Annotated in this window: 22 protein-coding genes; 9 read left to right on the forward strand and 13 right to left on the reverse strand. The window is 69.8% G+C overall.

The features are described from left to right. The first annotated feature begins 30 nt into the window (after positions 1–30). Positions 31–873 carry an oxidoreductase gene (locus tag IE307_RS35785; protein ID WP_191303857.1) on the forward strand — a complete coding sequence of 281 codons (843 nt, stop codon included), beginning with the start codon at positions 31–33 and terminating at the stop codon, positions 871–873. 51 nt (positions 874–924) lie between these two features. On the opposite strand, the gene IE307_RS35790 is transcribed toward IE307_RS35785, so the two are convergent. Continuing rightward, entirely contained in the window at positions 925–2,910 is a 1,986-nt protein-coding gene (locus tag IE307_RS35790) for a glycosyltransferase (protein ID WP_191303858.1), read from the reverse strand. Beyond that, on the reverse strand, positions 2,907–3,482 hold the full coding sequence (locus tag IE307_RS35795; protein ID WP_191303859.1) for a DUF998 domain-containing protein: 576 nt from the start codon (positions 3,480–3,482) through the stop codon (positions 2,907–2,909). Before IE307_RS35795 ends, IE307_RS35790 begins: the two co-directional genes overlap by 4 nt. Before the next feature lie 201 nt (positions 3,483–3,683). On the opposite strand from IE307_RS35795, the gene IE307_RS35800 reads away from it, so the two are divergent. The 3 genes from IE307_RS35800 to IE307_RS35810 are packed head-to-tail and all read left to right on the forward strand — an operon-like array spanning position 3,684 to position 6,279. Further along, the gene (locus tag IE307_RS35800) at positions 3,684–4,589 is read left to right on the forward strand and encodes an ABC transporter ATP-binding protein (RefSeq protein ID WP_229905436.1); all 906 of its coding nucleotides are present in this window, start codon (positions 3,684–3,686) and stop codon (positions 4,587–4,589) included. Then, positions 4,586–5,344 (forward strand): ABC transporter permease, encoded by a 759-nt coding sequence (locus tag IE307_RS35805; protein WP_229905408.1) that lies wholly within the window; start codon positions 4,586–4,588, stop codon positions 5,342–5,344. The genes IE307_RS35800 and IE307_RS35805 overlap by 4 nt, the downstream gene beginning before the upstream one ends. A gap of 20 nt (positions 5,345–5,364) precedes the next feature. Then, positions 5,365–6,279, forward strand: coding sequence for a COX15/CtaA family protein (locus IE307_RS35810; RefSeq protein WP_229905409.1), 915 nt, complete (start codon positions 5,365–5,367; stop codon positions 6,277–6,279). Here IE307_RS35810 and IE307_RS35815 read toward each other — a convergent pair. The 7 genes from IE307_RS35815 to IE307_RS35845 form a co-directional block, all read right to left on the reverse strand. Beyond that, the gene (locus IE307_RS35815) at positions 6,258–7,361 is read right to left on the reverse strand and encodes an ankyrin repeat domain-containing protein (protein ID WP_191303861.1); all 1,104 of its coding nucleotides are present in this window, start codon (positions 7,359–7,361) and stop codon (positions 6,258–6,260) included. The two genes, IE307_RS35810 and IE307_RS35815, sit on opposite strands and share 22 nt — an antisense overlap. A gap of 9 nt (positions 7,362–7,370) precedes the next feature. Then, the gene (locus IE307_RS35820) at positions 7,371–7,835 is read right to left on the reverse strand and encodes a GbsR/MarR family transcriptional regulator (RefSeq protein ID WP_191303862.1); all 465 of its coding nucleotides are present in this window, start codon (positions 7,833–7,835) and stop codon (positions 7,371–7,373) included. Positions 7,836–7,938: 103 nt separating this feature from the next. Next, complete coding sequence (locus IE307_RS35825; RefSeq protein WP_191303863.1) at positions 7,939–8,505, reverse strand: Uma2 family endonuclease; 567 nt, start codon at positions 8,503–8,505, stop codon at positions 7,939–7,941. A gap of 180 nt (positions 8,506–8,685) precedes the next feature. After that, positions 8,686–9,204 carry an ATP-binding protein gene (locus IE307_RS35830; protein WP_191303864.1) on the reverse strand — a complete coding sequence of 173 codons (519 nt, stop codon included), beginning with the start codon at positions 9,202–9,204 and terminating at the stop codon, positions 8,686–8,688. Between the two features lie 79 nt (positions 9,205–9,283). Then, entirely contained in the window at positions 9,284–9,829 is a 546-nt protein-coding gene (locus tag IE307_RS35835; protein ID WP_191303865.1) for a DUF742 domain-containing protein, read from the reverse strand. A gap of 3 nt (positions 9,830–9,832) precedes the next feature. After that, positions 9,833–10,252 (reverse strand): roadblock/LC7 domain-containing protein, encoded by a 420-nt coding sequence (locus IE307_RS35840; protein ID WP_191303866.1) that lies wholly within the window; start codon positions 10,250–10,252, stop codon positions 9,833–9,835. Continuing rightward, complete coding sequence (locus IE307_RS35845) at positions 10,249–12,873, reverse strand: sensor histidine kinase (protein WP_229905410.1); 2,625 nt, start codon at positions 12,871–12,873, stop codon at positions 10,249–10,251. The genes IE307_RS35840 and IE307_RS35845 overlap by 4 nt, the downstream gene beginning before the upstream one ends. A 333-nt stretch (positions 12,874–13,206) precedes the next feature. Between IE307_RS35845 and IE307_RS35850 the strand changes: the two genes are divergently transcribed. Together IE307_RS35850 and IE307_RS35855 are read left to right on the forward strand one after the other, a co-directional pair. After that, on the forward strand, positions 13,207–13,617 hold the full coding sequence (locus tag IE307_RS35850) for a DUF485 domain-containing protein (protein WP_191303867.1): 411 nt from the start codon (positions 13,207–13,209) through the stop codon (positions 13,615–13,617). Next, positions 13,614–15,191 carry a monocarboxylic acid transporter gene (locus tag IE307_RS35855; protein ID WP_191303868.1) on the forward strand — a complete coding sequence of 526 codons (1,578 nt, stop codon included), beginning with the start codon at positions 13,614–13,616 and terminating at the stop codon, positions 15,189–15,191. Before IE307_RS35850 ends, IE307_RS35855 begins: the two co-directional genes overlap by 4 nt. Here the strand turns inward: IE307_RS35855 and IE307_RS35860 are convergent. Beyond that, entirely contained in the window at positions 15,177–15,962 is a 786-nt protein-coding gene (locus IE307_RS35860) for an alpha/beta fold hydrolase (RefSeq protein ID WP_191303869.1), read from the reverse strand. The two genes, IE307_RS35855 and IE307_RS35860, sit on opposite strands and share 15 nt — an antisense overlap. Positions 15,963–16,030: 68 nt before the next feature. On the opposite strand from IE307_RS35860, the gene IE307_RS35865 reads away from it, so the two are divergent. Continuing rightward, positions 16,031–17,326 (forward strand): aminotransferase-like domain-containing protein, encoded by a 1,296-nt coding sequence (locus tag IE307_RS35865; RefSeq protein ID WP_505744289.1) that lies wholly within the window; start codon positions 16,031–16,033, stop codon positions 17,324–17,326. On the opposite strand, the gene IE307_RS35870 is transcribed toward IE307_RS35865, so the two are convergent. Together IE307_RS35870 and IE307_RS35875 are read right to left on the reverse strand one after the other, a co-directional pair. Continuing rightward, positions 17,315–18,163, reverse strand: a complete 849-nt coding sequence (locus tag IE307_RS35870) for an ATP-grasp domain-containing protein (protein ID WP_191303871.1) — start codon at positions 18,161–18,163, stop codon at positions 17,315–17,317. The two genes, IE307_RS35865 and IE307_RS35870, sit on opposite strands and share 12 nt — an antisense overlap. Next, a complete protein-coding gene (locus tag IE307_RS35875; RefSeq protein ID WP_229905411.1) occupies positions 18,160–18,450 on the reverse strand; it encodes a hypothetical protein in 291 nt (96 codons plus the stop codon). The genes IE307_RS35870 and IE307_RS35875 overlap by 4 nt, the downstream gene beginning before the upstream one ends. A 36-nt stretch (positions 18,451–18,486) precedes the next feature. Between IE307_RS35875 and IE307_RS35880 the strand changes: the two genes are divergently transcribed. Further along, positions 18,487–20,073 (forward strand): DUF885 domain-containing protein, encoded by a 1,587-nt coding sequence (locus IE307_RS35880; RefSeq protein WP_229905412.1) that lies wholly within the window; start codon positions 18,487–18,489, stop codon positions 20,071–20,073. 13 nt (positions 20,074–20,086) lie between these two features. On the opposite strand, the gene IE307_RS35885 is transcribed toward IE307_RS35880, so the two are convergent. Then, entirely contained in the window at positions 20,087–20,875 is a 789-nt protein-coding gene (locus tag IE307_RS35885; protein WP_191303873.1) for a glycoside hydrolase family protein, read from the reverse strand. A gap of 185 nt (positions 20,876–21,060) precedes the next feature. On the opposite strand from IE307_RS35885, the gene IE307_RS35890 reads away from it, so the two are divergent. Next, positions 21,061–22,002 carry a quinone oxidoreductase family protein gene (locus tag IE307_RS35890; protein WP_191303874.1) on the forward strand — a complete coding sequence of 314 codons (942 nt, stop codon included), beginning with the start codon at positions 21,061–21,063 and terminating at the stop codon, positions 22,000–22,002. Positions 22,003–22,013: the final 11 nt, after the last annotated feature.

The following is a 22,013-nucleotide window of genomic DNA, read 5'->3' on the forward strand; positions in this document are numbered from 1 at the left end:
TCATAGAAAGTGACACTTAAGGAGCGGACGATGTCGAGGACGTGGCTCATCACCGGAGCGTCGAGGGGGTTCGGGCGCAAGCTCGCCGAGGCCGCGGCGGAGGCGGGCGACCGCGTCGTGGCGACCGCACGGCGGCCTGAGCAGCTCGAAGACCTGGTCGAGCGGTACGGGGACCGGGTGCGCGCGGTCGCGCTGGACGTGACCGACCCGGAGGCGGCCCGCCAGGCCGTCAAGCAGACCGTGGAGGCGTTCGGCTCGCTGGACGTGGTCGTCAACAACGCCGGCTACGCCAACAGCGCGCCCATCGAGGAGATGTCCGAGGCGGACTTCCGCGCCCAGGTCGAGGCGAACCTGTTCGGCGTCGTGAACGTGACCCGCGCGGCGCTGCCGGTGTTGCGCCAGCAGCGATCCGGGACCTTCGTGCAGTTCTCGTCCGTCGGCGGCCGCGCGGGCGGCACGCCGGGCATGGGCGCCTACCAGACCGCGAAGTTCGCGGTGGAGGGCTTCTCCGAGGTGCTGGCGAACGAGGTGGCGCCGTTCGGCGTGCGGGTCGTGATCGTCGAGCCGGGGGCGTTCCGCACGGACTGGCAGGGTTCGTCGATGGTCCGCCACGAGGTCGGCGCGGACTACGAGGAGACCGTAGGGGCGATCAACCGGTTCCGCGACGAGACCGACGGCAGGCAGCCGGGCGACCCCGGCCGTGCGGCTCGGGTGATCCTCGACGTGGTCGGCTCGGACTCACCGCCGCGCCGGTTGGTGCTGGGCGCCGCCGCCGTGGAGACGGTGCTGGCGGCGGAGGCCTCGCGCACCGCCGAGACCGAGAAGTGGGCCGCCGTGAGCGCGTCCGCGGACTTCCCGTCCGACGAGCGGTGACCGTCCCGCACGTCAGCCCGGCCGCGTGACGCGACCGGGCTGACCCCTCGATCAGGCCGCCAGCGCGATGACCGGCACCGTCTGCCCCATCGCCCGCGCGTACAGCGCCTCGAACCGGTCCAGCGTCGTGGCCAGCGCGTGGTGCGAGATGATCTCGCTGCTCGCGGCGCCCATCCGGGCCCGCATCGGCTCGTCGTGCACGAGCGTGTGCAGGCGCTGCGCCAGCTGGTTCACGTCACCGGGCTCGAACAGCCAGCCGTTGCGGCCGGGCTTCACCAGGTGCGGCAGCGCCATGGCGTTCGCCGCGATCACCGGCTTCCCGGCGGCCATGGCCTCCATGGTGGCGAGGCTCTGCAGTTCGGCGACGCCGGGCATGACGAACAGGTCGCAACGGGCGTAGGCGTCGAGCAGGTCGTCCTCGGAGACGAAGCCGTGGAAGCGGACCCGGTCGGTGATGCCCAGGTCGCGGGCCAGCAGCTCCCACTCCGCCTTGCACGTGCCGTCGCCGACGATCTCGCCGAACGCGCCGGGCACGCGGGCCAGGGCGCGCAGGAACTCGTCGACGCGCTTCTCCTCGTCCAGGCGGCCGACGAACAGCGCGGTCGGGCGGTCGTTGTGCGTCACCGAACGCTGGTAGCGGGCGATGTCGATGCCGCACGACACGGGCACCGCGGTCGCCGGGAAACCGCTGTCGTGCAACAACTGCACGGCGCGCGGGGTCGGTGCCGTGACCACGTCGGCGCGGCCGAAGACGCGGGCGAGGTCGCGGTAGGCCCACTTGCGCGAGAGGCCCTGCAGGAACGCCGGCACGTGGGCGTGGCTGAACAGGTTCTCCGGCATGAAGTGGTTCGTGGCCAGCGTCGGGATGCCTTGCGCCACAGCGGAGTTCAGGACGAACCGGCCCACCACGAAGTGCGCCTGCACGTGCACCACGTCCGGCTTGAGCGACTTGACGAGCGCGTCGGCCTCGCGGGAGGCCTGCCACGGCAGGCAGAAGCGGAAGTCCGGGTAGAACGGCAGCCGGTGCGACCGCAGCCGGTGGACCGTCACACCGGGGATCTCCGTCGCTCTGGGCGAGTCGGGGGCGATGACGTGGACGTCGTGGCCCTTCTCGGCGAGACCGACCGCCAGGCGCTGCGCGAAGCGCGCGGCACCGTTGACGTCCGGCGGGAACGTGTCGGCGGCGATGACGACGCGAAGCGCGCTGGAGGTGTTCACGGGAAGCTCCGTTCGGATGTTTTCACGAGGTTGACGAGCAAGTGCGAACACGCCGCAAACTGCGGCGAGAGAGCAGACGAACAGCGCGACACCGGTCACAGGGGACAAATGGGCTGCTTCGCCGAGCAGGAAGGCGCCGAGGCCAACGGCGACCAACGGGTCCACCACGGTCAGGCAGGCGACGGCGAGATGAGGGGGCCCGCCGGCGTAGGCGTGCTGGACGAGCCAGCCGCCGACAGCGAGCGAGAGCGCGATGCCGAGCACGGACGCGAGGTGCGAGAGGCCGAAACCGCCTTGCTGCACCGACTGCGAGACGGCGCGCATCAGCACCGACACGTACCCGTAGGCGACGCCACCGGCTGATGCGAACGCCACGGCGCGGATGCGTGCGTTGGACGTAAGGGCCGCGATGACGCCCGGCACCGCAATGAGGCCGAGAGTGACGAGTCCGGCCGTGAGTTCGACGTCCGGCACGACCTTCGTCGCGGTCGCACTGCCCGAGGCGAAGAACACGAACACACCGACGCCCACGGTCGTGAGCAGGATCGCCGGCAGTTCGCGGAAGCGGCGGTCCATCAACGCGGTCATGCCGATCGCGAGCACGCCGATCGGCTGCACGACGGTCAGCGGCGCCATGCCCAGCGCGGCCGCGTGCACTCCGGCACCGGCGACGAGCAGCGCGAGCCCGCCGAGCCAGCGGGGCTGCCTCAGGACGCTGGCGCGGGCACCGGTCGCGGCGACCGCGTCGTGCTGCAGGCGGGCGGCGAGCGCGAAGCACACGGCGCCGAGCACGGCGAGCGTGATGGCGAGCAGGGTCATGACGTGCGCCTCACCTGTAGTGCCGCGATGGCGAAAAGGAGAACGTAAAGAGATGCGAACAAAACGCGTTCCGTAAGTCCGCGAGCTTCGAAACCGCCGAAGGAAACGTGACTGACGAGAAACGCCGCGCTCGAGATGGTCGCCGTTGTTGCGATACCGAGCAGGGCCGGAAATTGACGGGCGATGAGCACTCCGGCGGCGGGCAACGCCACGAACATGACCGCGCCCGCGTACCGGTGGACGTAACCCGACATCGAGGTCGGCTCTCCCGTCGGGTCGGTCGGGAAGATCGTGGCCACGGTCAGACCTGCCGACCAGATTCCGATCAGCCACTGCGCTGACCTGCCTACACCCCGCAGGTTGACGGCGAGCAACGCCGAAACGGCCGCGAGGCTAAGAGACGTCGCCGCCAGCCAGCCCGTGCCGTTGTCGACGAACACGTAGTCGCTGATGACGTCCGAGACCGGGTTGAGCTGACCTGCCGACACCACATGCAGGTAGAGAATCGGGACCAGTGAGAACACCAGTCCCCCGACCACCAGACCTCGTCTTTTCGCCCCCGCTTCGACCACGGGAAAAGTCTCTTGTGAACGAGGTGATCAACCAATGGGGAACTCCCCCGAGGGGACCCTGAGGTGTCCCTGAGTCGCCGGGGTAGGGCTAGCCCCACCTTTTTCAGCTGTGCTTCAGGAATGGGCCGAATGACCCAACTGCGTGCGGATCGCCCGGTTCGCCTAGGCTGCGTGCTCGTGAGCCCGAATCCCCAGCCTGCGGTGGAAGTGTCGGGGCTGGTCAAGAGGTACGGCTCGAAGACCGCCGTCGACGGCCTCGATCTCGTTCAGCAGCCCGGCACCGTTCTCGCCCTGCTCGGGCCCAACGGCGCGGGCAAGACGACGACCGTCGAGATCTGCGAGGGCTTCCGCAGCGCCGACGCCGGTTCCGTGCGCGTGCTCGGACTGGAGGCCGGTTCCGAGGCGCTGCGGCCCCGCATCGGCGTGATGCCGCAGGGCGGTGGCGGTTATCCCGGCATCCGCGCCGAGGAGATGCTGAACCTCGTCGCGGCGTGCGCCGCGAACCCGCTCGATCCGAAGTGGCTGATCGAGGTCCTCGGGCTCGGCGGCGCGGTGCGCACCCCGTACAAGAGGCTCTCCGGCGGCCAGCAGCAGCGGTTGTCGCTCGCGTGCGCGTTGATCGGCAGGCCCGAGCTCGTGTTCCTGGACGAACCGACCGCGGGCATGGACCCGCAGGCGCGCCGTCTGGTGTGGGACCTCGTGGGCGCTCTGCGCGAAGACGGCGTGGCCGTGCTGCTGACGACGCACCTCATGGACGAGGCCGAGGCGCTGGCCGACGACGTCGTGATCATCGACGAGGGCCGCGTGGTCGCGCAGGGCTCGCCCGCCGAGCTGACCGCGAACCGCGCCGACGACCAGCAGCTGCGGTTCCGCGCCCGGCCGGGTCTCGACACGTCGTTGCTGTCCGCCGCACTGCCCGAGGGGCTGAAGGTGCGCGAGGCGACGAGGGGCGGCTACGTCGTGGAGGGGCTGATCGACCCGCAGGTCGTCTCCACCGTCACGTCGTGGTGCGCCCAGCAGGGTGTGCTGGCCGAGGAGCTGACGGTCGCCAAGCGCAGCCTCGAAGACGTTTTCCTGGAGCTGACCGGCAGGGAGCTGCGCTCGTGACCACCTTCGCTCCCGGCACGTTCAAGCCCGCGCCCGGCCGCGGTTCGTTGCCGCGCATGCTCTTCGTGCACGCGCGCACCGAGGCGATGCTGACGTTGCGCAACGGCGAGCAGATCCTGCTCACCGTGATCATCCCGCTGGCGCTGCTCGTTGCCCTGTCGGTGATGTCGGTGATCCCGATGCCCGAACCCCGCGTGGGGTCGGCGACCGCGCGGATCTTCGCGCTGGCGATCATCTCGTCGGCGTTCACCGGACAGGCCATCGCTCTCGGGTTCGACCGGCGCTACGGCGTGTTGAAGCGGCTTTCCGCCTCGGCGCTGCCCCGGTGGCTGCTCGTGGCCGGACGGGTGTGCGGCGCGCTGGTCGTGGTGGCGCTCCAGATCGTGCTGCTGGCGGTCACGGCGTTGATCCTGGGCTGGCGCTTCCCGTTGAGCGGTCTGCCCTGGGTCGTGTTGCTGATCATCCTGGGCACGCTGACGTTCGGTGCCCTGGGTGTGCTGCTGGGTGGCGCTCTCCGCGCCGAGATCGTGCTGGCGCTGGCGAACATCATCTGGTTCGTGCTGCTGATGGTCGGCGGTGTGGCGCTGTCGGTGCCGGTCGGGTTCGTGCACCTGCTGCCGTCGGCCGCTCTCGCGCAGGCCCTGGAGACTTCTGTGGTGCACGGCACGGCTCCGGGTGTGGGCCCCGTCGCAGTGCTCGTGGCCTGGGGCGTTGTGGCGGGCGCCTTGGCGACCCGGACGACTCGTCTTACCTAGCGAGACATACCATCAGGGGCGTGTCGAAGCTGACCGCCTTCCTCGTGTCCTGGCAGCGCGCGTTCGCGATTGCCGTCGTCATCGCGCAGGCCGGAATCGCGGTCACCGGGTCGATCGTCCGCGTGACCGGCTCGGGTCTCGGCTGCCCGACGTGGCCGGAGTGCGTCGACGGCAGCGTCGTCCCGGTGGAACACCCCGAGGTCGCGGCCCTGCACCAGTGGGTCGAGTTCGGCAACCGCACGCTGACCGGTGTCGTCGGCATCATCGCGGGCTTGTGCGTGCTGGCGGCGTGGTTCCACCTGCCGCGGCGCAGGCGGGTGCTGGTGCTCTCGCTCGTGCAGCTCGTCGGTGTCGCCGTGCAGGCGGTCGTCGGCGGCATCACGGTGCTGACGGGCCTCGCCTGGTACACCGTGTCGATCCACTTCATGATCTCCATGGGCCTCGTGTGGATGGCCGTGCTGCTCGTGAGCTCGCTGTCCGAGGGCGACGGTCCTGCCCGCCTGAAGGTGCCGGCGCCGTTGATGAAGCTCCAGGTCGTCATGGCCGTCGTGCTGGGCTTCCTGCTGCTCGCGGGCACCTGGGTGACCGCCGCCGGCCCGCACGCCGGTGACGCGTCGACGCCGCGCCTGGGCGTCGAGGTGGCCACGCTCGCGCAGGTCCACGTGGACCTGCTCTTCCTGTTCCTGGGCCTGCTGATCGCGGTCGGGTTCTTCACCCGCACCCGCACGTACTGGACGTTGGTCGGCGTCGTGCTCGCCCAGGGCGCGCTGGGCATGGTCCAGTACTGGACCGGTGTGCCCGAGGTGCTCGTGTCGATCCACGTGCTCGGCGCCGGCGCGGTCGTCGTCGCCACGGCGGCACTGTGGACGTCCTCACGCGAACGCACGCACGAGGTCGCACTGCCGTCGGACGATCAGGCGCTCAGCAAGGCCTGAGCTTCACCCTGGTCGTTGTGGCCGGCCCAGTTCGCGGGCGTGGCCTCGAAGTTGACGTCGGTGATGGACCTGTCGGCGCCCGCGTCCAGCAGGATGCGGATGACCGGCAGGTGGCCTCGTTCGGCCGCGAGGTGCAGCGCCGTCACGCCCTCGCCGTGCATCGGACCGCCGAACGTCGTGCGCTGGTTGGGGTTCGCGCCCAGGTCGAGCAACGTGCGGGTGGCGTTCTCCAGCCCGCACCACGCAGCCCACGCGAGCGCCGTGCCGCGGTAGACGTCCGCGTCGATCCGGGCACCGCGCTTGAGCAGGTCGCCCAGGACTTCCGCGCGGTCGTTGCGCGCGGCCCACGACAGCGCCTCGTCGAGCACTTCCTGCGGGTCGTTCGTCGGCCACCAGCGCGGGAACCCGCTGTGCGGGCGGTAATAGCCGCGCTTCGTCTCGGGTTCGGTGGCCAAGTCCAGGTTCCCCAGTCCGGCGGCCGTGCGCAGGTTCGGCGGGAGCACTCCGTGCCGCGCCAGGAGTTCGGCCGTCTCCGCGTTGCCCCAGAACAACGCGACGGTCAGCGGCGTACCGCCCTCGCCACGCGCGTCCAGGCCGGTGCTCGCGCCGTGGGCCAGCAGCAACTCGGCGAGGTTCCGCTGGTTCGCGTAGGCGGCCTGGTGCAACGCCGTCCACCCGTGGACGTTCTGGTGGTCGATGTCGGTGCCGTCGTTGAGCAGCACCTCGACCAGTCGCTCGTCGCACTTGGCCGTCGCGAGGCCGAGCAGGTCGTTCCCGTTGGTACCACTGGCCTTCACGAGCCACGGGTCCCGTGTGATGATCGCCTTGAGCTCACCGGGGTTCTGCATCTCGATCGCCTGGTAGGCACGGGCGAACGGGCGCGGCTTGCGAATGTTCGCCCTCAGCGCCTTCCAGTCCTCGCACCCGTGGGCCTGCGCGAGCACCATGTGCGCGCCCTCATCCGTCAGCGGGACGTCGTCGAAGACCTCCACCGCACCCGGCACGCCGTCCCACGCGGAGGCGAGCAGACCACGCGCTCGCTCCTCGTAGTACTCGATGTCATCGCGAAACGGGTGCCACATGGCACCACGCTACTTCGGCGAGGCGGGCCTGCGCTCCCACAAAGCGGGCAGTTCCTCCGAGAGCCAACCGTAGAGGTTGTCGACGGCCTTGAGCCTCTGCGCCCGCTCCGGGTCACCGCTGAGCAACCGCATACCGTCGTCGGTCAGCAGCTGGACGCTCGCGATCGCGGTGAACTTGCGCTGGATGAAGTCCGTCCACGCCTTCTCGTTGATCCGGTACTCGGCCGCCTGCCGCCCGCGCCGGGTCCGCTTGGTCACCAGACCGACGTTGACCAGGTACTTGAGGTTCGTGCTGATCGACCCGCTGCTCGCCTCCAACTCCTGCGACAGCTCCGCGGCCGTGCGCTCCACCGGCTGGCACACCAGCAGGTAGCCGAGGATGCGGCCGCCGATCAGCGGGATGCCCTCCTCGGCGAAGTGGGCGGCGAACCGCTCGATCCAGGCGGACAGTCTCGTCTCACGTCCGACGCTCACGATGATCCCTTTCGGTCAACACTGAAATCATCGTAGCTATCTTGTCAACGGTTCGGGGCATGAGAAAGGCCGGGAGGTCGTCCTCCCGGCCTCGTTCACGAGTTCAGCGGCGGCCGCGAGTCAGATCAGCCGGGTCGAACGTGACCGACACGGTGCTGGTGATGCTCACCGTCCCAGCCGTACCGGCTGTCAAAGTCGCCACCAGGGAATAGGCGCCTTCGTCCAGCTCGTAGCAGTAGATGGTGGGCTCGCCGCCGCCGACCATCTCCACCCGCCAGAAGCGTTCGACGCCGGCAGCCGCGAAGGCCGCGGGCTTCTCCAGCCTGTCGTTCTTCTTCGTGGACGGGCTGACCACCTCGACGACCAGTGTGACATCTCGGACGTCGACCGAACTCTCGTCGATGAACTCCGATGTCACGACGACATCGGGGATGTATCCGAGAGTTCGGTTGACGCGGACCGCGATCGCCGTCAGCGCTTCCATGCCCTCACGCGCGACAGCCGCGTCGAGCAGGGTCTGAAGCCGGTCAGCCACTCGCTGGTGCTTCATGGCGGGGGCCGCGTTCACGACGAACCGCCCGTCGACCAGTTCGATGCGGCGGCCCTCTTGAGGGTCAAGACTCTCCCAGTCGTCCAGCGTGTAGCCGTCCAGACGCCGCGCAGTGGTCACAGACTCTTCCCTTGCCTGGCTCTCTGACTCCGGTCGACCCACAGTTCAGTGTTACACGTGAGGCCACCATTGCCACAGCAACGACAACCGCCAGAACCGACGCTAGGAGGCGGAAGCCTTCCAACGCCAGCTGTGGGGGTCGGACAACCAGAAGGTGTGAGTGCTTGAAGCAGCTCCAACTCAGCACACAGGCGCGAGCGGAGTCGTCTCGTCGGGCCCGGGCCGCCGGCGCCACCGGTCCAGCTTCGCGTGCTCGGTCAGCGAGATCAGCGCCTCCCGCACGGAGGTGCGCACGCGCGGGTCGCAGTTCATCACCGGCACGTCGGGCGAGATGCCCATGCCGCGGATGATGGCGTTCACGTCCGACCGGACGGAGGAGTGCACGTTGTTCAGGGCGAGGACGTAGGGGATGTGGTGGTCCTCGAAGTACCGCATCGCGTCCACCGAGTCGGCGGGACGCATGATGTCGAAGAGCACGACGGCGCCCACGGCGCCGCGCACCACGTCGGTCCAGCCCGCGCGGGCGTCCTGCCACTGCGGTGCCACGAAGAGGTGCAGTGCGAGGCCCGGGTCGAGCCACACGCGTCCGAACTGGATGCGGACCAGTTCCGTAACGCCGCCCGCGCGCTCGGGCGGGAGTGCGCTCATCGAGAGGAGATCGCTCTCCACGATGGACCTGATGAAGGTGCTCTTGCCCACGCCGAAGCCACCGGCGACGACGATCTTGGCCGAGGTCAGCTCCCGACCGGGCGGCCCGGGGGGCCCGAATTGGGGAAATCTAGAGCCGACGTAGTCCACTAAGCACTCTCTCCATCAACCCGAGGTCCGGCGTGTCACCGCCTGCGGAAGCGGTCTGGTGCACGTCCACCAGACCTCGTTCCGCCATGTCGCCGAGCAGCACCTTCACGACTCCCAGCGGGAGGCGCATCAGTGCCGCCACCTCCGCGACGGATCGCGGGGTGTGGCAGAGCTCGACGACGCGTTGGTGCTCCGACTGCAAGATACCTGTCGAGTGCCGACTCTGATCATTGGCGGAGACAAGTGTCTCGATCTCGAGGTTGATGTTCGACCGAGTGCGCCCGCCCGTCCAGGCATATGCACGAACGATCGAGGCGTCGGACGGCTCCGCGAAGACGGAGTCGAACGACGGCACTTCCGGTTGCGGTGCAACGGGAGCCGCGTCCCGCGCGGGCACCTCGTCCGGTGCGGGCGCGCGCTTTCGGCCCGAGTCCAGGGAGAACCCGTTCATCAGGTCGGCGAAAGTCTGCTCGGCGGGCGTTTCGGCCCGCCTCCGTCGTCGGTGCGCGTCAGAGGACGAACTCATGGATCACCTCACGCTGTGCAGCTGCGCTCGCAGTTCGGGGGTGAGGATCTGGCCCACCTGGTCGACGACCACGGTCATCTCGTAGGCCACTTGACCGACATCGCTGTCGGGGGCGGCGAGAACCGCCAGACAGGACCCGTCTCGAATGGACATGAGGAGCATGATCCCGTAGTCCATCTCGATCACGGTGCGCAACACTCCGCCGCCGTCGAAGCAACGTGAGGCGCTCAGCGTGAGCGCCACGACGCCCGAGGCGATGGCCGAGAGCTGGTCCGCCCGCTCGGGCGGCAGGCCTGTCGACTTGGTGAGCAGCAGACCGTCCACGGAGATCACGATCGCGTGGGCGACACCGGCCACGCGGTCGGTGAAGTTCGTGATCAACCAGCCGAACTGGTCGATCTGCCGCGACTGAGGCGTGCTCATGCCTTCTCCCCGTTGTACTGGCCGTTCGCCTGGCCGTTCCCGTTCCCGTTGCTGCCGAGCGGCGCCTGGCGCAGGCCCGTCTGGTAGCTGGCGAGAAAGCCCCGTGCTCGTTCCGGATCGCGCTTCGGACCCGTGGTGGGACGCCCGCCGTTGTCGGGACGTTCCGCGAGATCGGGGAGCAGGTTCTTGCGCGGTGCCCGTTTCGGCAACCCGGCACCGGTCTCCCCGGCGTCCGTCACCGGGTCTCCTGCCTGCTCCCAGACGGTCCCGCCGGGCTTCTTGCCGAACCAGGATGCCACTACTGACGGTGACGACGTTGGGGAGGGTCCGAGGTCGGGCCGGGGTACCGGACGGTCGCCGCCGGACTGGTCCTCCTGGACCCCGCTGCCCGCGAACCAGGAGGACGTCGTCTCCGCCGGCGACTCGGGCGGCACGCCGTTGTGCGCGGCCGAGGCGGGACGGGGAGTGCGCTGCGGCAGCGACTCGTCGATCGCGGCGCCGCGGAACGACGACCACTCGGCCGACTCGCGCGGCTGCTCGATGGCCGGGGCGGGTGCAGGCGGCGGCGCGAGGTTCGGCGTCTTCACGACGACGTGCGGCTGCTTGGCGATCGCCGGCTTCGGCTGGGGCAGCGCGGCGTGGCGCGGCTGCGACGGTGCCGGGGCCTCGTCGTGCGTGCGGACGAGCTCCGCGGGCACGAGCACGAACGCGCGCAGGCCCTCACGGCCCTCTCCCGCACCGCGCAGGCGGACGGTGATGCCGTGGCGGCCCGCGAGCCTGCCGACGACGAACAGACCCATCTGGCGCGAGACGGGCACGTCTTCCTCGGTGCCCGACGACAGCCGCTCGTTGGCCTCGGTCAGCTCGGCCGGGCCCATGCCGATGCCCTGGTCGGCGACCTCGACGAGCACGGCGCCCTGCTGGTCGAGCCGCGAGCCGATCATGACCTGCGTGGTGGGCGCGGAGAACGCGGTGGCGTTGTCCAGCAGCTCCGCGATCAGGCGCACGAGGTCGCTGGCCGCGTAGCCGACGATCTCGACCGACGGCGTCGACTTCACCACGACGCGCTGGTAGTGCTCGATCTCCGACGCGGCGGCGCGCAGCACGTCCGCGAGCGGGACGGGCTGGTGGAACCGGCGGGCGACGTCGGTGCCGGACAGCACCATCAGGTTCTCGTTGTTGCGGCGCATGCGCGTCGCGAGGTGGTCGAGCTTGAACAGGTTCGCGAGCTGCTCGGGGTTCTCCTCGTGGCGCTCGAGCTCCTCCATGAGCTTGAGCTGGCGTTCGACGAGGCCCTGCGAGCGGCGCGAGAGGTTGACGAAGATGTTCTTCATGCCCGACCGCAGCGACGACTGCTCGACGGCGGAGCGGATGGCCTGCTCGTGCACGGCGTCGAACGCGCGTGCCAGCTGGCCGAACTCCTCCATGGAGTGCACGGGCACCGGCTCGATCTCGGTGTCCGGCTTGCGGTCGGCGCGGATCGCGGCCACGACCTCGGGGAGGTGGTGGTGCGCCACGTCGAGGGCGGAGCGCCGCAGCTCGGACAGCGAGCGCAGCAGGTAGCGGCCGATGACGAAGCCGAGCGTGCCGGCGATCAGCAGCATGGCGAGCAGGATGACCGCGGCGGCGCCCGCCTTGTTGGACGTGTCGTCCTGCAGCGAGGCGGCGGTGTTCGCGAGCTCGTCCTGCAGGCCGCGGGCGACCTGTTCCATCAGCCGCGCGGTGGTGCCGGAGGCCTTGTTCCAGTCCTCGACGGCGATGCCGAACTCCGCCGGGGGCTTGGGCTGGCCCGGTCGCGTGGCGGGCGGCGGGGTGCCGTCGGGCTGGGTGAGCGCGCGCTCCACGAACGCGTTGCGCAGCGCCACGGCGGCGCCGGTCACGGTCTGGTCGTAGGAACGGCGCTGCTCGGTGGTGCCGATGGCCTGGAAGTCGTTCAGGCGGTCCTGCAGGCGGATGTCGGACTGCTCGAGCGCGCGGACCTCGGGTCCGAGCAGCTTCGTGCGGCCGATCCCGGCTAAGACGATGGCGTGCTGCAGCGAGACCTGCTCCTGCGCGATGACCATGTTGTGCAGCGCCACGGCGGTGCCGGAGATGGCGTTGTCGTTGAACTGGCCGACGAGCGCCTGTTCGAAGTCCAGCAACGACTTCACGATCGCGGTGTAGCCGGAGGTGCCGCCCGACGGGTCGCCGCCGTCGCCGCCCTGCACGACCTTCTCGCGCAGGTTCTTGAGCGTCTCCAGCTGGCCGCCGAGCTCGAGGAACCGCTGGCGCGCGACGTCGCTGACGCCCTCGGTGCGCTCGACGCGGCGGCGCACGGTCGAGGCGGCGTTGTCGGTGGCGCTGATCTGGTTCTGGTAGGCGCCGACGCCGGAGCCGCTGGTGGCGCTCTGCGCGGCGAGCGTGCGCTCCTGCTGGACGCTGGAGATCAAAGGCGCGAGATCCGCCCTGAGACGAACCAGGCCCTGCATCTGGACGTAGTTGTCGGACCGGTCGACGTAACCGGAGATCTGCATCGCTCCCGCGCCGACGGCCACCGCGACCGGGACGGCCAGCACGACGCCGAGCTTGACGGGCAGGCGCCAGTTGCGCCAGTCGCTGATCTTTCTCCACTCGACATTCACGAAATGATCCCCAAGGCGCGCTCGAAGTGCCCCACTATCGGCTACCTCCTGGCCTGGTGAATCCCCGCGAGTCGATGTCCCCGCAGCTCGATATCTCCATCAGCCGTATCGGGTGTGAGCGGATAGTAGGCCAGAGAGCGTGACGCGACAACGACCTGGGGCGTGCACGATCGATCACCCACCGTGACCACCGACCTTTTGGGGTGGTCCTGCAGGTTCAGGGGATTGACTCGCCGCCACGCGTGGTTACGCTTGCGCCTCCCACCCCCGGATCGGACGCGCTGTGTGCGCGGAGCCTCGCCGGGCACTCCCCGTAACGAATGCGAGCGGTTGATGACGAAGGCGCTGCCCTCCGTGTCACGCCCGGCCACCCCCGGTTTCGCGACCTTTGACGAGACTCCTCACTCATTGCTCATCGATGGTGACGGTGAGCCTGATTTCGGTGCCATCCAAACGAGTGACGATTTCCTCGACCTGAAGCGACGGGTGAAGCGTTTCATTCTCCCGGCAACGCTGGCGTTCCTCGCTTGGTACGTCACGTTCGTATTGCTTTCCGCTTACGCCGCCGACTTCATGAGCACTCCGCTGTTCGGAACGGTGAACGTCGGCTTGACGATGGGATTCCTCCAGATCGTCACCACCATCATCATCACAATGGCGTACGCGCGTTACTCCAAGCGGAAGCTCGACCCCCAGGTCGACAAGGTGCGCGCGCTCGTGGAAACCGACGAGGAGCTCGCGTGACCGGGGCGAACACCGCGATCAACCTTTCCGTTTTCGGCATCTTCGTACTGCTGACGCTCTACATCGTTTATCGGGCGTCCACGCGGAACGTCAGTGCGTCGGACTACTACGCGGCGGGAAGCAGCTTCACGGGCACGCAGAACGGCATCGCGCTCTCGGGCGACTTCCTGTCCGCCGCGTCGTTCCTGGGCATCTCCGGCGCGATCGCCGTGAACGGCTACGACGGCTTCATGTACTCGATCGGGTGGGTCGTCGCCTGGCTGATCGGTCTCATGCTGATCTCGGAACGCCTGCGCAACACCGGCCGTTTCACCATGGGCGACGTGATGGCGTTCCGCATGCGCCAACGCCCCGTGCGCGCGGCCGCGGCGAACGCGACTCTGGTGATCTCGCTGTTCTACATGATCGCGCAGATGGCGGGCGCCGGCGGCCTGATGGCGTTGCTGCTGGACGTGCACAGCAAGGTCGGCCAGGCCATCATCATCGCGGTCGTGGGCATCGTCATGGTGCTGTACGTGCTCGTCGGCGGCATGAAGGGCACCACGTGGGTGCAGATCATCAAGGCCGTGCTGCTGCTCCTGACCGTGTCGCTGCTGACGATCTTCCTGATCGGCAAGTTCGGCTTCGACTTCTCCTCGATCCTCGACCGCGCGACCCAGCGCTCCCCGCTGGGTGAGGCCGTGTTGTCGCCGGGCGTGAAGTACGGCGCCTCGGACCTGTCGAAAATCGACTTCATCTCTCTCGCATTGGCTTTGGTGCTCGGCACCGCGTCATTGCCGCACGTGCTGATGCGCTTCTACACGGTGCCGAATGCCCGTGAAGCGCGTAAATCCGTCGTGTGGGCCACGTGGATGATGGCGATCTTCTACTCGTGCACCCTCGTCATCGGCTTCGGCGCGATGGCCCTGGTGGGCACCGACAAGATCACCAGCGCCCCCGGCGGCGAGAACTCCGCCGCACCGCTGCTCGCGTTCCAGGTCGGCGGCACCGTGCTGCTCGGCATCGTCTGCGCCGTGGCGTTCGCGACGATCCTCGCGGTGGTCGCGGGCCTCACCCTGACGGCGTCGGCCTCGTTCGCCCACGACGTCTACGCCAACGTGATCAAGCACGGCGAGGCCGACCCGCGCGACGAGGTGAAGGTCGCGCGCATCACCGCGGTGTGCGTCGGCGTCCTCGCGATCGTGGGCGGCATCGCCGCGAACGGCCAGAACGTCGCCTTCCTGGTCGCCCTCGCCTTCGCCCTGGCCGCCTCCGCGAACCTGCCGACGCTGCTGTACTCGTTGTTCTGGAAGCGGTTCAACACGCGCGGCACCCTGTGGAGCATCTACGGCGGCCTCACGTCGTGCGTGCTGCTCATCGTGTTCTCCCCCGCCATCTCCGGCTCGAAGTCGTCGGTGTTCCCGGACGTCGACTTCGCGCTCTTCCCGCTGTCGAACCCCGGCATCGTGTCGATCCCGCTGTCGTTCCTGGCCGGGTTCCTGGGCACGGTGATCGGCGGGGAGAAGGCGGATCCGGACAAACAGGCGGAGATGGAGGTGCGCGGGCTGACCGGTATCGGGTCAGGCCTGCGCTAGCAGTTCCTCCACCGCCTCGTTGAACACCTCGGGGCGTTCCAGGTTCGGCATGTGGGCGGCACCGTCGACCACGACCAGCGTCGAACCTGGAACCCGCGAGCTCATGTACTCGGCATCGCCGACGGGCGTGTACTCGTCCTCGCTGCCGACGATCACCAGCGTGGGCACGGCGATCGTGGACAGAATCTCGGTGTAGTCGGGACGTTCCGCACGCCCCCGCAACGCTGCTGCCGCGCCCTCCGGCGGCGCGTCGTGCATCAGCCGCGCGACGAACTCGCCGACGGCCTGGTTGTGCGGCGCCACCATCTTCCACCGCACCTCGGTCGCGTAGCCGGACATGCCCTCGCGCAGCAACCGGTCGGCCATGTCGTTGCGGGTGCGGCGGCCCTGCTCGGTCTCGGCCTGGGCGAACGTGTCGGCGAGGACCAGGCCGCGCAGGCGTCCGGGGAACGTCCGCGCGCACTCCAGGACGATCTGGCCGCCCATCGAGAGGCCGCCGAGCACGAACCTCTCCACGCCGAGGTGGTCCAGCAGGCCCGCGATGTCGGACGCGAAGACGTGCAGCGGTGTGGTGCCGGGAACGACGGTGGTCTCGCCGTAACCGCGCAGGTCCGCGGCGATCACGCGCCAGCCGGCGGAGACGAAGTGCTCGACCTGCGGGTGCCACATCGTGCGGTCGAAGGGGTGGCCGTGCACCAGCACCAGGACGTCGTCGCCGGCGCCTTGGTCGTCGTAGCCGATGGTGATGCCGTTGACCGTCGCGGTGCTCATGGATCCGACCGTAACCAGGGGTTTTGCTCGGTACAATCAACATTGCTCTCGGTGCAATGGGGGTTCTCGTGGAGGACTACCGCCGGATCGCCGACGCCGTGGCCGCGGACGTCGCGGCCGGGCGGCTTCGGCCGGGTGATCGGCTGCCGCCGCAACGCGCGTTCGCACGGCGGCGGCGCATCGCGGCGTCCACGGCGGCTCGGGTGTACGGCGAGCTGGCGCGGCGGGGGCTGGTCGTCGGGGAGGTCGGGCGCGGGACGTTCGTGCGCGCGGGAGCCGTGGAACCGGCGCTCGCCGATCCCGGTGGCGCGCCGGTCGACCTGCAGCTGAACTTCCCGGTGCTGCCCGAGCAGTCCGCGCTCATGGCGGCGAGCCTGGCCACGATGCTGCGCCCGGACGTGCTGGCGGAGGCGTTGCGGGCGGGCGGCGTGACGGGCACGGCGGCTGCCCGTGCCGCCGCGTCAGAACTGTTGGCGCGCACCGGGTGGCAGCCCTCGCCGTCGCGGATCCTGTTCACCGGCAACGGGAAGCAGTCCCTGGCGGCGACGATCGCGGCGCTCGTCCCGGTCGGCGGGCGGCTCGGGGTCGAGGCGCTCACCTACCCGGTGGTGCGCACGATCTGCGCGCGGCTCGGGATCACCGCGGTGCCGCTGGAGATGGACGAGCACGGCGTCGTCCCGGACTCGGTGCGCGCGGCGGCGGTGCGGGCGGTCTACCTCCAGCCCGTGCTGCACAACCCGCTGGGCGTCACGATGCCTCCGGCGCGGCGCGAGGACGTCGTCGCGGTGCTGGAGGAACTGGACCTCCCGGTGGTCGAGGACGCCGTGTACACGTTCCTGAGCGACGAGCCCCCGCTGGCCGCGCTCGCCCCGGAGCGCACGGTGCTGGTCGACAGCCTGTCCAAGCGGATCGCGCCGGGGCTGACGCTCGGTTTCGTCGTGCCGCCGGACCGGTTCTTCGACGAGATCGCCGCGACCGTGCGAGGTGGCGGGTGGACGGCGTCCCGGTTCGCGGTCGACGCGGCGGCGCACCACATCTCGGACGGCACGGCAGCCGTCGTCCAGCAGGCCAAGCGCGCCGACGCGAGGGCGCGCCAGCGGCTCGTCGCGGAGAAGCTGGACGTGCGGGCCGATCCGCGGGCCTACCACTGCTGGTGGGAGTTGCCGCCGCCGTGGCGGGCCGACACGTTCGCCGCCGCCGCGGCGGCGGAGGGCATCGCCGTGACGCCGGCTTCGGCGTTCGCGATCGGGGCGGCACCGAACGCCGTGCGGCTCGCGCTGGCCTCTCCGCCCGTGGACCGGTTGAGCGCGGCGCTCGACGTGCTGGCGCGCATCGCCCGCGGCACACCGGACCTAGACTCCTGAAGCGGCCGCCTGGATCACCTTGCTGAACCGCGACGCGGCATCCTCGGTCGTCAGCTTGAAGCCCAGCGACGGCTCGGTCAGCTCCAGTTCGAGCAGCAGCGGTTCACCGTCGGGACCTTCGACGACGTCCACACGGGCGTAGAGGAAGTCGCTGCGCCGCAACGACAACAGCGACGCGGCCTCGTCGAGCACCTGGTTCGCCAGCTCGAGCTGCAGCGAGGACGGCTCGATGCTGCCCAGCCGTTCCTCGACGTAGAGGCCGGACTCCGCCTCGGCGAGGCCCTGCGCCAGCATCGGTCCCTTGTGGAACGAGTGGGAGTACTCGCCGGCGAAGAAGACGAGTGCCGTCTCGCCGTGGGCGTCCACACTGGACTGGTACGGCTGCACCAACGCCTTCACGCCCAACGCGGAGAGGTGTGCGCGGGCCTCGGCGTGGTCGGTGAACCGGCCCGCACCGCGCGATCCCGCGCCCACGGCGGGCTTCACGACGAACTCGCCGCCGGGGAAGGCGGGCTCCTCCCCCGGCAGCACCACGGTGGTGGGCACCACGGCGACACCGCGCGACGCGAGCTCGGCCATGTAGGACTTGTCGATGTTCCAGCGGACCACCGGAAGCGGGTTCGCGAGCGCGGGCACGGTGGAGCACCACGTCAGGAACTCGTCCAGGTGGTCGGGGTAGTCCCAGGTGGTGCGCAGGACCACGAGGTCGGCCTCGACCTCACTGCCCCACGGCTGCCAGACGACGTCGACGCCGTCGCGCGTCAAAGCGGCCACGAGTGCTTCCTCGTCGCCGTCTCCGTTCGGCAGCCGCGAGCAGGAGGCGAGCACGACCTTCATGACTGCATCTTGGCCATCTTGCGGCGGTGGGCGGGGCCGATCTTGGTCGCGCCGGTGGTCTCGCGGTCCCACTCGGCCTGCTCGACGCCGTCGGAGGCCTCGACGGCGCTGGTGGCGGACTCGACGTCCTTCGCCATCACGTCCCCCATGGCGCCGTCCGCGCCGACCAGCACGATCCGCGCGCCGGCGCGGCCGATCGGCTCGACCACGGCCCTGACCGCCGTGCCCGGCTTGCCGTGGGCCTTCACGAACTCGGCGATGCGCTTCTGAATGGTTTGATCAGACACCCCCACACTGTAAAACCAGCGGGTAACTTCAGCCGGGTGACCACCGACACGCTGACGTCGTTCCTCTCGTGGTACTTCGACCACCATCCCGCGCACGCCGCGGGAGTCGGCTCGCTCGACCACCACTCGACGTTCGGGGACTTCTCCGCGGCGGCGTTCGAGCAGCGGACCAGGGAGAAGGGGACCTGGCTCGCGCGGCTGGAGGCGTTGCCGAGGTCGGTGGACCGCGACCTCGCCGTGTCGGTGCTGCGCGGGGCGTCGGCGATGGAGGCGTGGCCCGGCTGGCGGCGTGACCCGCACGAGTACTCCGGGATGATCTTCTTCGGGCTCCTGGGGCCGTTCCTGCACCGGTTGCTGCCCGAGGCCGACCTCGTCACCTCGGCCGTCGCCAAGCTGCGCGAGGTGCCGTCGGTCCTCGCGGCCGCGGAGGCGAACCTCGACGCGTCCCTGACGTCGTCGCTGGTCGTGCTGCGCACGCTCGGCCAGGTGCGGACGGGGCGCTCGTTCCTGCTGGACCAGCTGCCGCTGCAGGTGTCGACGCCCGAGCGGCGCGCGACGCTGGTCGCGGCCGCCGGACCGGCGGCGGACGCGTTCGACCGGCACGCGGTGTTCCTCGAGGACCTGGCGCTCAGGGCGTCAGGTGACTGGCGGATGGGCGAGAAGCTCTACTCCAGCATGTTGCAGGACAAGGAGCTCCTCGGCTACGGCGCACCGGAGCTGCACCAGCGCGGGCAGGACGCCTACGCCTCGCTGGAGGCCGAACTGGTCGAGCTCGCGGGCTCGCCGGACTGGCGTTCGGTGATGAGCTCGCTGCAGGACGACCACCCACCGACGATGGAGGCGATGCGGGCGGAGTACGAGGCGGAGACCTCACGAGCGCGCGCGGCGCTGATCGAGCACTCGCTCGTGACGATGCCCGAGGGCGAGGACTGCCAGGTCGTGTCGTCGCCACCGTTCCAGCGGGCGCTCATGTCCGTGGCGAGCTACCTCGGGCCACCCCCGTTGACCTCGAAGCGGACCGGCTACTTCTTCGTGCCGTTCACGCCCGACGGCGCGTCGGACGAGCAGGTCGCGCAACGCCTGCGCACCAACGCGCGCTCGCAGCTGCCGACGATCTCGGTGCACGAGGCCTACCCCGGCCACCACTGGCACTCGGCGTGGCTGGCGGCGCAGGGCCCGGCGCACCCGCTGCGCAAGGTGTTCCGGACGTCGTACTTCTCCGAGGGCTGGGCGCTGTACTCGGAGAAGCTGCTGCGCTCGGTCGGTTACTACCAGACCAAGGGCGCCCTGATGGGACACGTCGAGGCACGGCTGTTCCGGGCGGCGCGGATGATCGTCGACACGGCGTTGCACTGCGGCGACATGACTCCGCCCGAGGCCGAGGAGTTCATGGTGGCGCGCACGGCTTTGACGCCGGGCACGGCCGCGGGCGAGGTCAAGCGGTACTGCGCGTGGCCGACGCAGGCGCCGTCGTACCTGACGGGCGCGTTGGAGATCGACCTGATCCGCGACGAGTACCTGGCCGCGGAGCTGGGGTCGTTGCGCGACTTCCACGACAGGATCGCGGGGTCCGGCGCGCTGCCGCTGGGGCTCGCGCGCCGGGTCGCCCTCGGCGAGGACTAGGCGCAGGACAGCACTAGGCGGCCCTGTAAGCGTTTCCCGCCGCCGTCAGCGCGGTGCCGGTGGACAGTCCCGTGGGGCTGGTCTTCGTGGACAGGGTGAACCACGAGTACCGCTCCACGAAGGACAGTCCGTCGAGCATCCGCGTCGACGCGGTGATGAACGCCGTCTGCTGTTGCTGGCTCGGGTAGACGGCGCGGCCGGAGCGCCAGTCGATCAACGCGTACTCCGTGAGCCAGATCGGCTTCTTGTAACGGTTGTAGACGTTGCGCAGGTACGACTCCAGGTGTCCCGTGGCGGCCGCGGAGAAGTCCTGGCCGTACCAGTGGATCGGGATGAAGTCGACGCGCAGGTTGCGCGCCTTCGCCCCCGCCATGAACCGGTCGAGCCAGCCGCCCGCGACGTCCCCGCCGAACGCGACGCCGGGCGCGCCGAGCCTCAGCCCGGTGTTCTGCAGGCGTGGCCAGAGGTCGAGCGCGCGTTCGACCGTCATGTTCGCCTGGCCGGCCATGTCGGGTTCGTTGAACCCGAGCAGCTGCCTGCCGTTGGCCTTCGCCGTGTTCAGGTCGGCGTCGTTGACGTTGCCCGCGCCCCAGATCATGGGGACGAACTCCGCGTTGCTCTGAATCCCCCGGCGGTCCACGGCCCAGGTCCAGTACCAGCGGGCGTCGAGGGCGGTCATGGCCGCGCCGGCCGGGCCGGGGTCGTCGGCCGCGTTCACGCCCTTCTTGGCGGACGCGGCATGGGATGGAAGCGCTCCCATGAGAAGCAGACATGCGATCAGCAGCAGGGTTGTTTTTCGCATGGAACGGTCTTACCAGTGCCGTGTGTCCCCCGTCACCACACGAGCACTGAGAGTGCGGAAAGACGTGCCGAGCGAGACGGGCCGATCACGACCATGCTGGGGCCGCGGCGGATCCCAGCCGCTGGGAACGGGAAGATCGGGGCCGCGGCCCGGGTTGTGCGGGTCGAGTCGATCGAGGAGGACAGATGCCCAAGGCAGTGGTGGTGCGTTCGGCCGGTGGTCCGGAGGTGCTGGAGCACACCGACGTGCCGCCGCCCGTGCCCGGAGACGGCGAGCTGCTGGTGAAGGTGGCCGCGGCGGGCGTCAACTACATCGACACCTACCAGCGCAGCGGTCAGTACCAGATCCCGCTGCCGGCCACCCTGGGGCTCGAGGGCGCAGGCGAGGTCGTCGTCAGCAACTCCCCCGAGTTCGCCGTCGGCGACAAGGTCGGCTGGATGGGCGTGCTGGGCAGCTACGCGTCCGAGGTCGTCGTGCCCGCGTCGGCCGCGGTCCGGGTGCCGGACGGGCTGGACGTCGAACTCGCCGCGGCCTCGTTGCTGCAGGGCATCACCGCGCACTACCTGACCCACTCGACGCACGTCGTGAAGGAGGGCGACCGGGTGCTGGTGCACGCGGCGGCCGGTGGTGTCGGGTTGCTGCTGACGCAGTGGGCGAAGTCCAAGGGCGCCACGGTCGTCGCGACGGTGTCGACGGACGAGAAGGAGGCGCTGGCCCGCGAGGCCGGGGCCGACCAGGTGCTGCGGTACGGGGACTTCGCCTCGCAGATCGAGAAGGTCGACGTCGTGTACGACGGCGTCGGCGCGGACACGTTCGACCAGTCGCTGGCCTCGCTGAAGCCGCGCGGTCTGCTGGCGCTGTTCGGTGCGTCGTCCGGGCCGGTGCCGCCGGTCGACCCCCAGCGGCTCAACGCGGCCGGGTCGGTGTTCCTCACGCGCCCGTCGACCGGGTTCTACCTGCTCGACCGCGCGGAGCTCGAGTGGCGTGCGGGCGACCTGTTCTCCGCGATCGCGTCCGGTGAGCTGAACATCCGGATCGGCGGCCGCTACGAGCTGGAGGAGGCTGCGCAGGCGCACACCGACCTGCAGTCGCGCAGGACGACCGGCAAGCTGCTGCTCCTGCCGTGAGCGGACGACGA

The organism is Lentzea cavernae (assembly GCF_014653695.1).
GTDB classification, from domain to species: Bacteria; Actinomycetota; Actinomycetes; order Mycobacteriales; family Pseudonocardiaceae; genus Lentzea; species Lentzea cavernae.

What these genes read in the sequence shown, in the direction of transcription:
- IE307_RS35790 (WP_191303858.1), bottom strand. Translation starts at nt 2,910, where the DNA reads ATGACCCTGCTCGCCATCACGCTCGCCGTGCTCGGCGCCGTGTGCTTC.
- IE307_RS35890 (WP_191303874.1), top strand. Translation starts at nt 21,061, where the DNA reads ATGCCCAAGGCAGTGGTGGTGCGTTCGGCCGGTGGTCCGGAGGTGCTG.
- IE307_RS35870 (WP_191303871.1), bottom strand. Translation starts at nt 18,163, where the DNA reads ATGAAGGTCGTGCTCGCCTCCTGCTCGCGGCTGCCGAACGGAGACGGC.
- IE307_RS35835 (WP_191303865.1), bottom strand. Translation starts at nt 9,829, where the DNA reads ATGAGTTCGTCCTCTGACGCGCACCGACGACGGAGGCGGGCCGAAACG.
- IE307_RS35860 (WP_191303869.1), bottom strand. Translation starts at nt 15,962, where the DNA reads ATGAGCACCGCGACGGTCAACGGCATCACCATCGGCTACGACGACCAA.
- IE307_RS35885 (WP_191303873.1), bottom strand. Translation starts at nt 20,875, where the DNA reads ATGCGAAAAACAACCCTGCTGCTGATCGCATGTCTGCTTCTCATGGGA.
- IE307_RS35785 (WP_191303857.1), top strand. Translation starts at nt 31, where the DNA reads ATGTCGAGGACGTGGCTCATCACCGGAGCGTCGAGGGGGTTCGGGCGC.
- IE307_RS35840 (WP_191303866.1), bottom strand. Translation starts at nt 10,252, where the DNA reads ATGAGCACGCCTCAGTCGCGGCAGATCGACCAGTTCGGCTGGTTGATC.
- IE307_RS35850 (WP_191303867.1), top strand. Translation starts at nt 13,207, where the DNA reads ATGACGAAGGCGCTGCCCTCCGTGTCACGCCCGGCCACCCCCGGTTTC.
- IE307_RS35815 (WP_191303861.1), bottom strand. Translation starts at nt 7,361, where the DNA reads ATGTGGCACCCGTTTCGCGATGACATCGAGTACTACGAGGAGCGAGCG.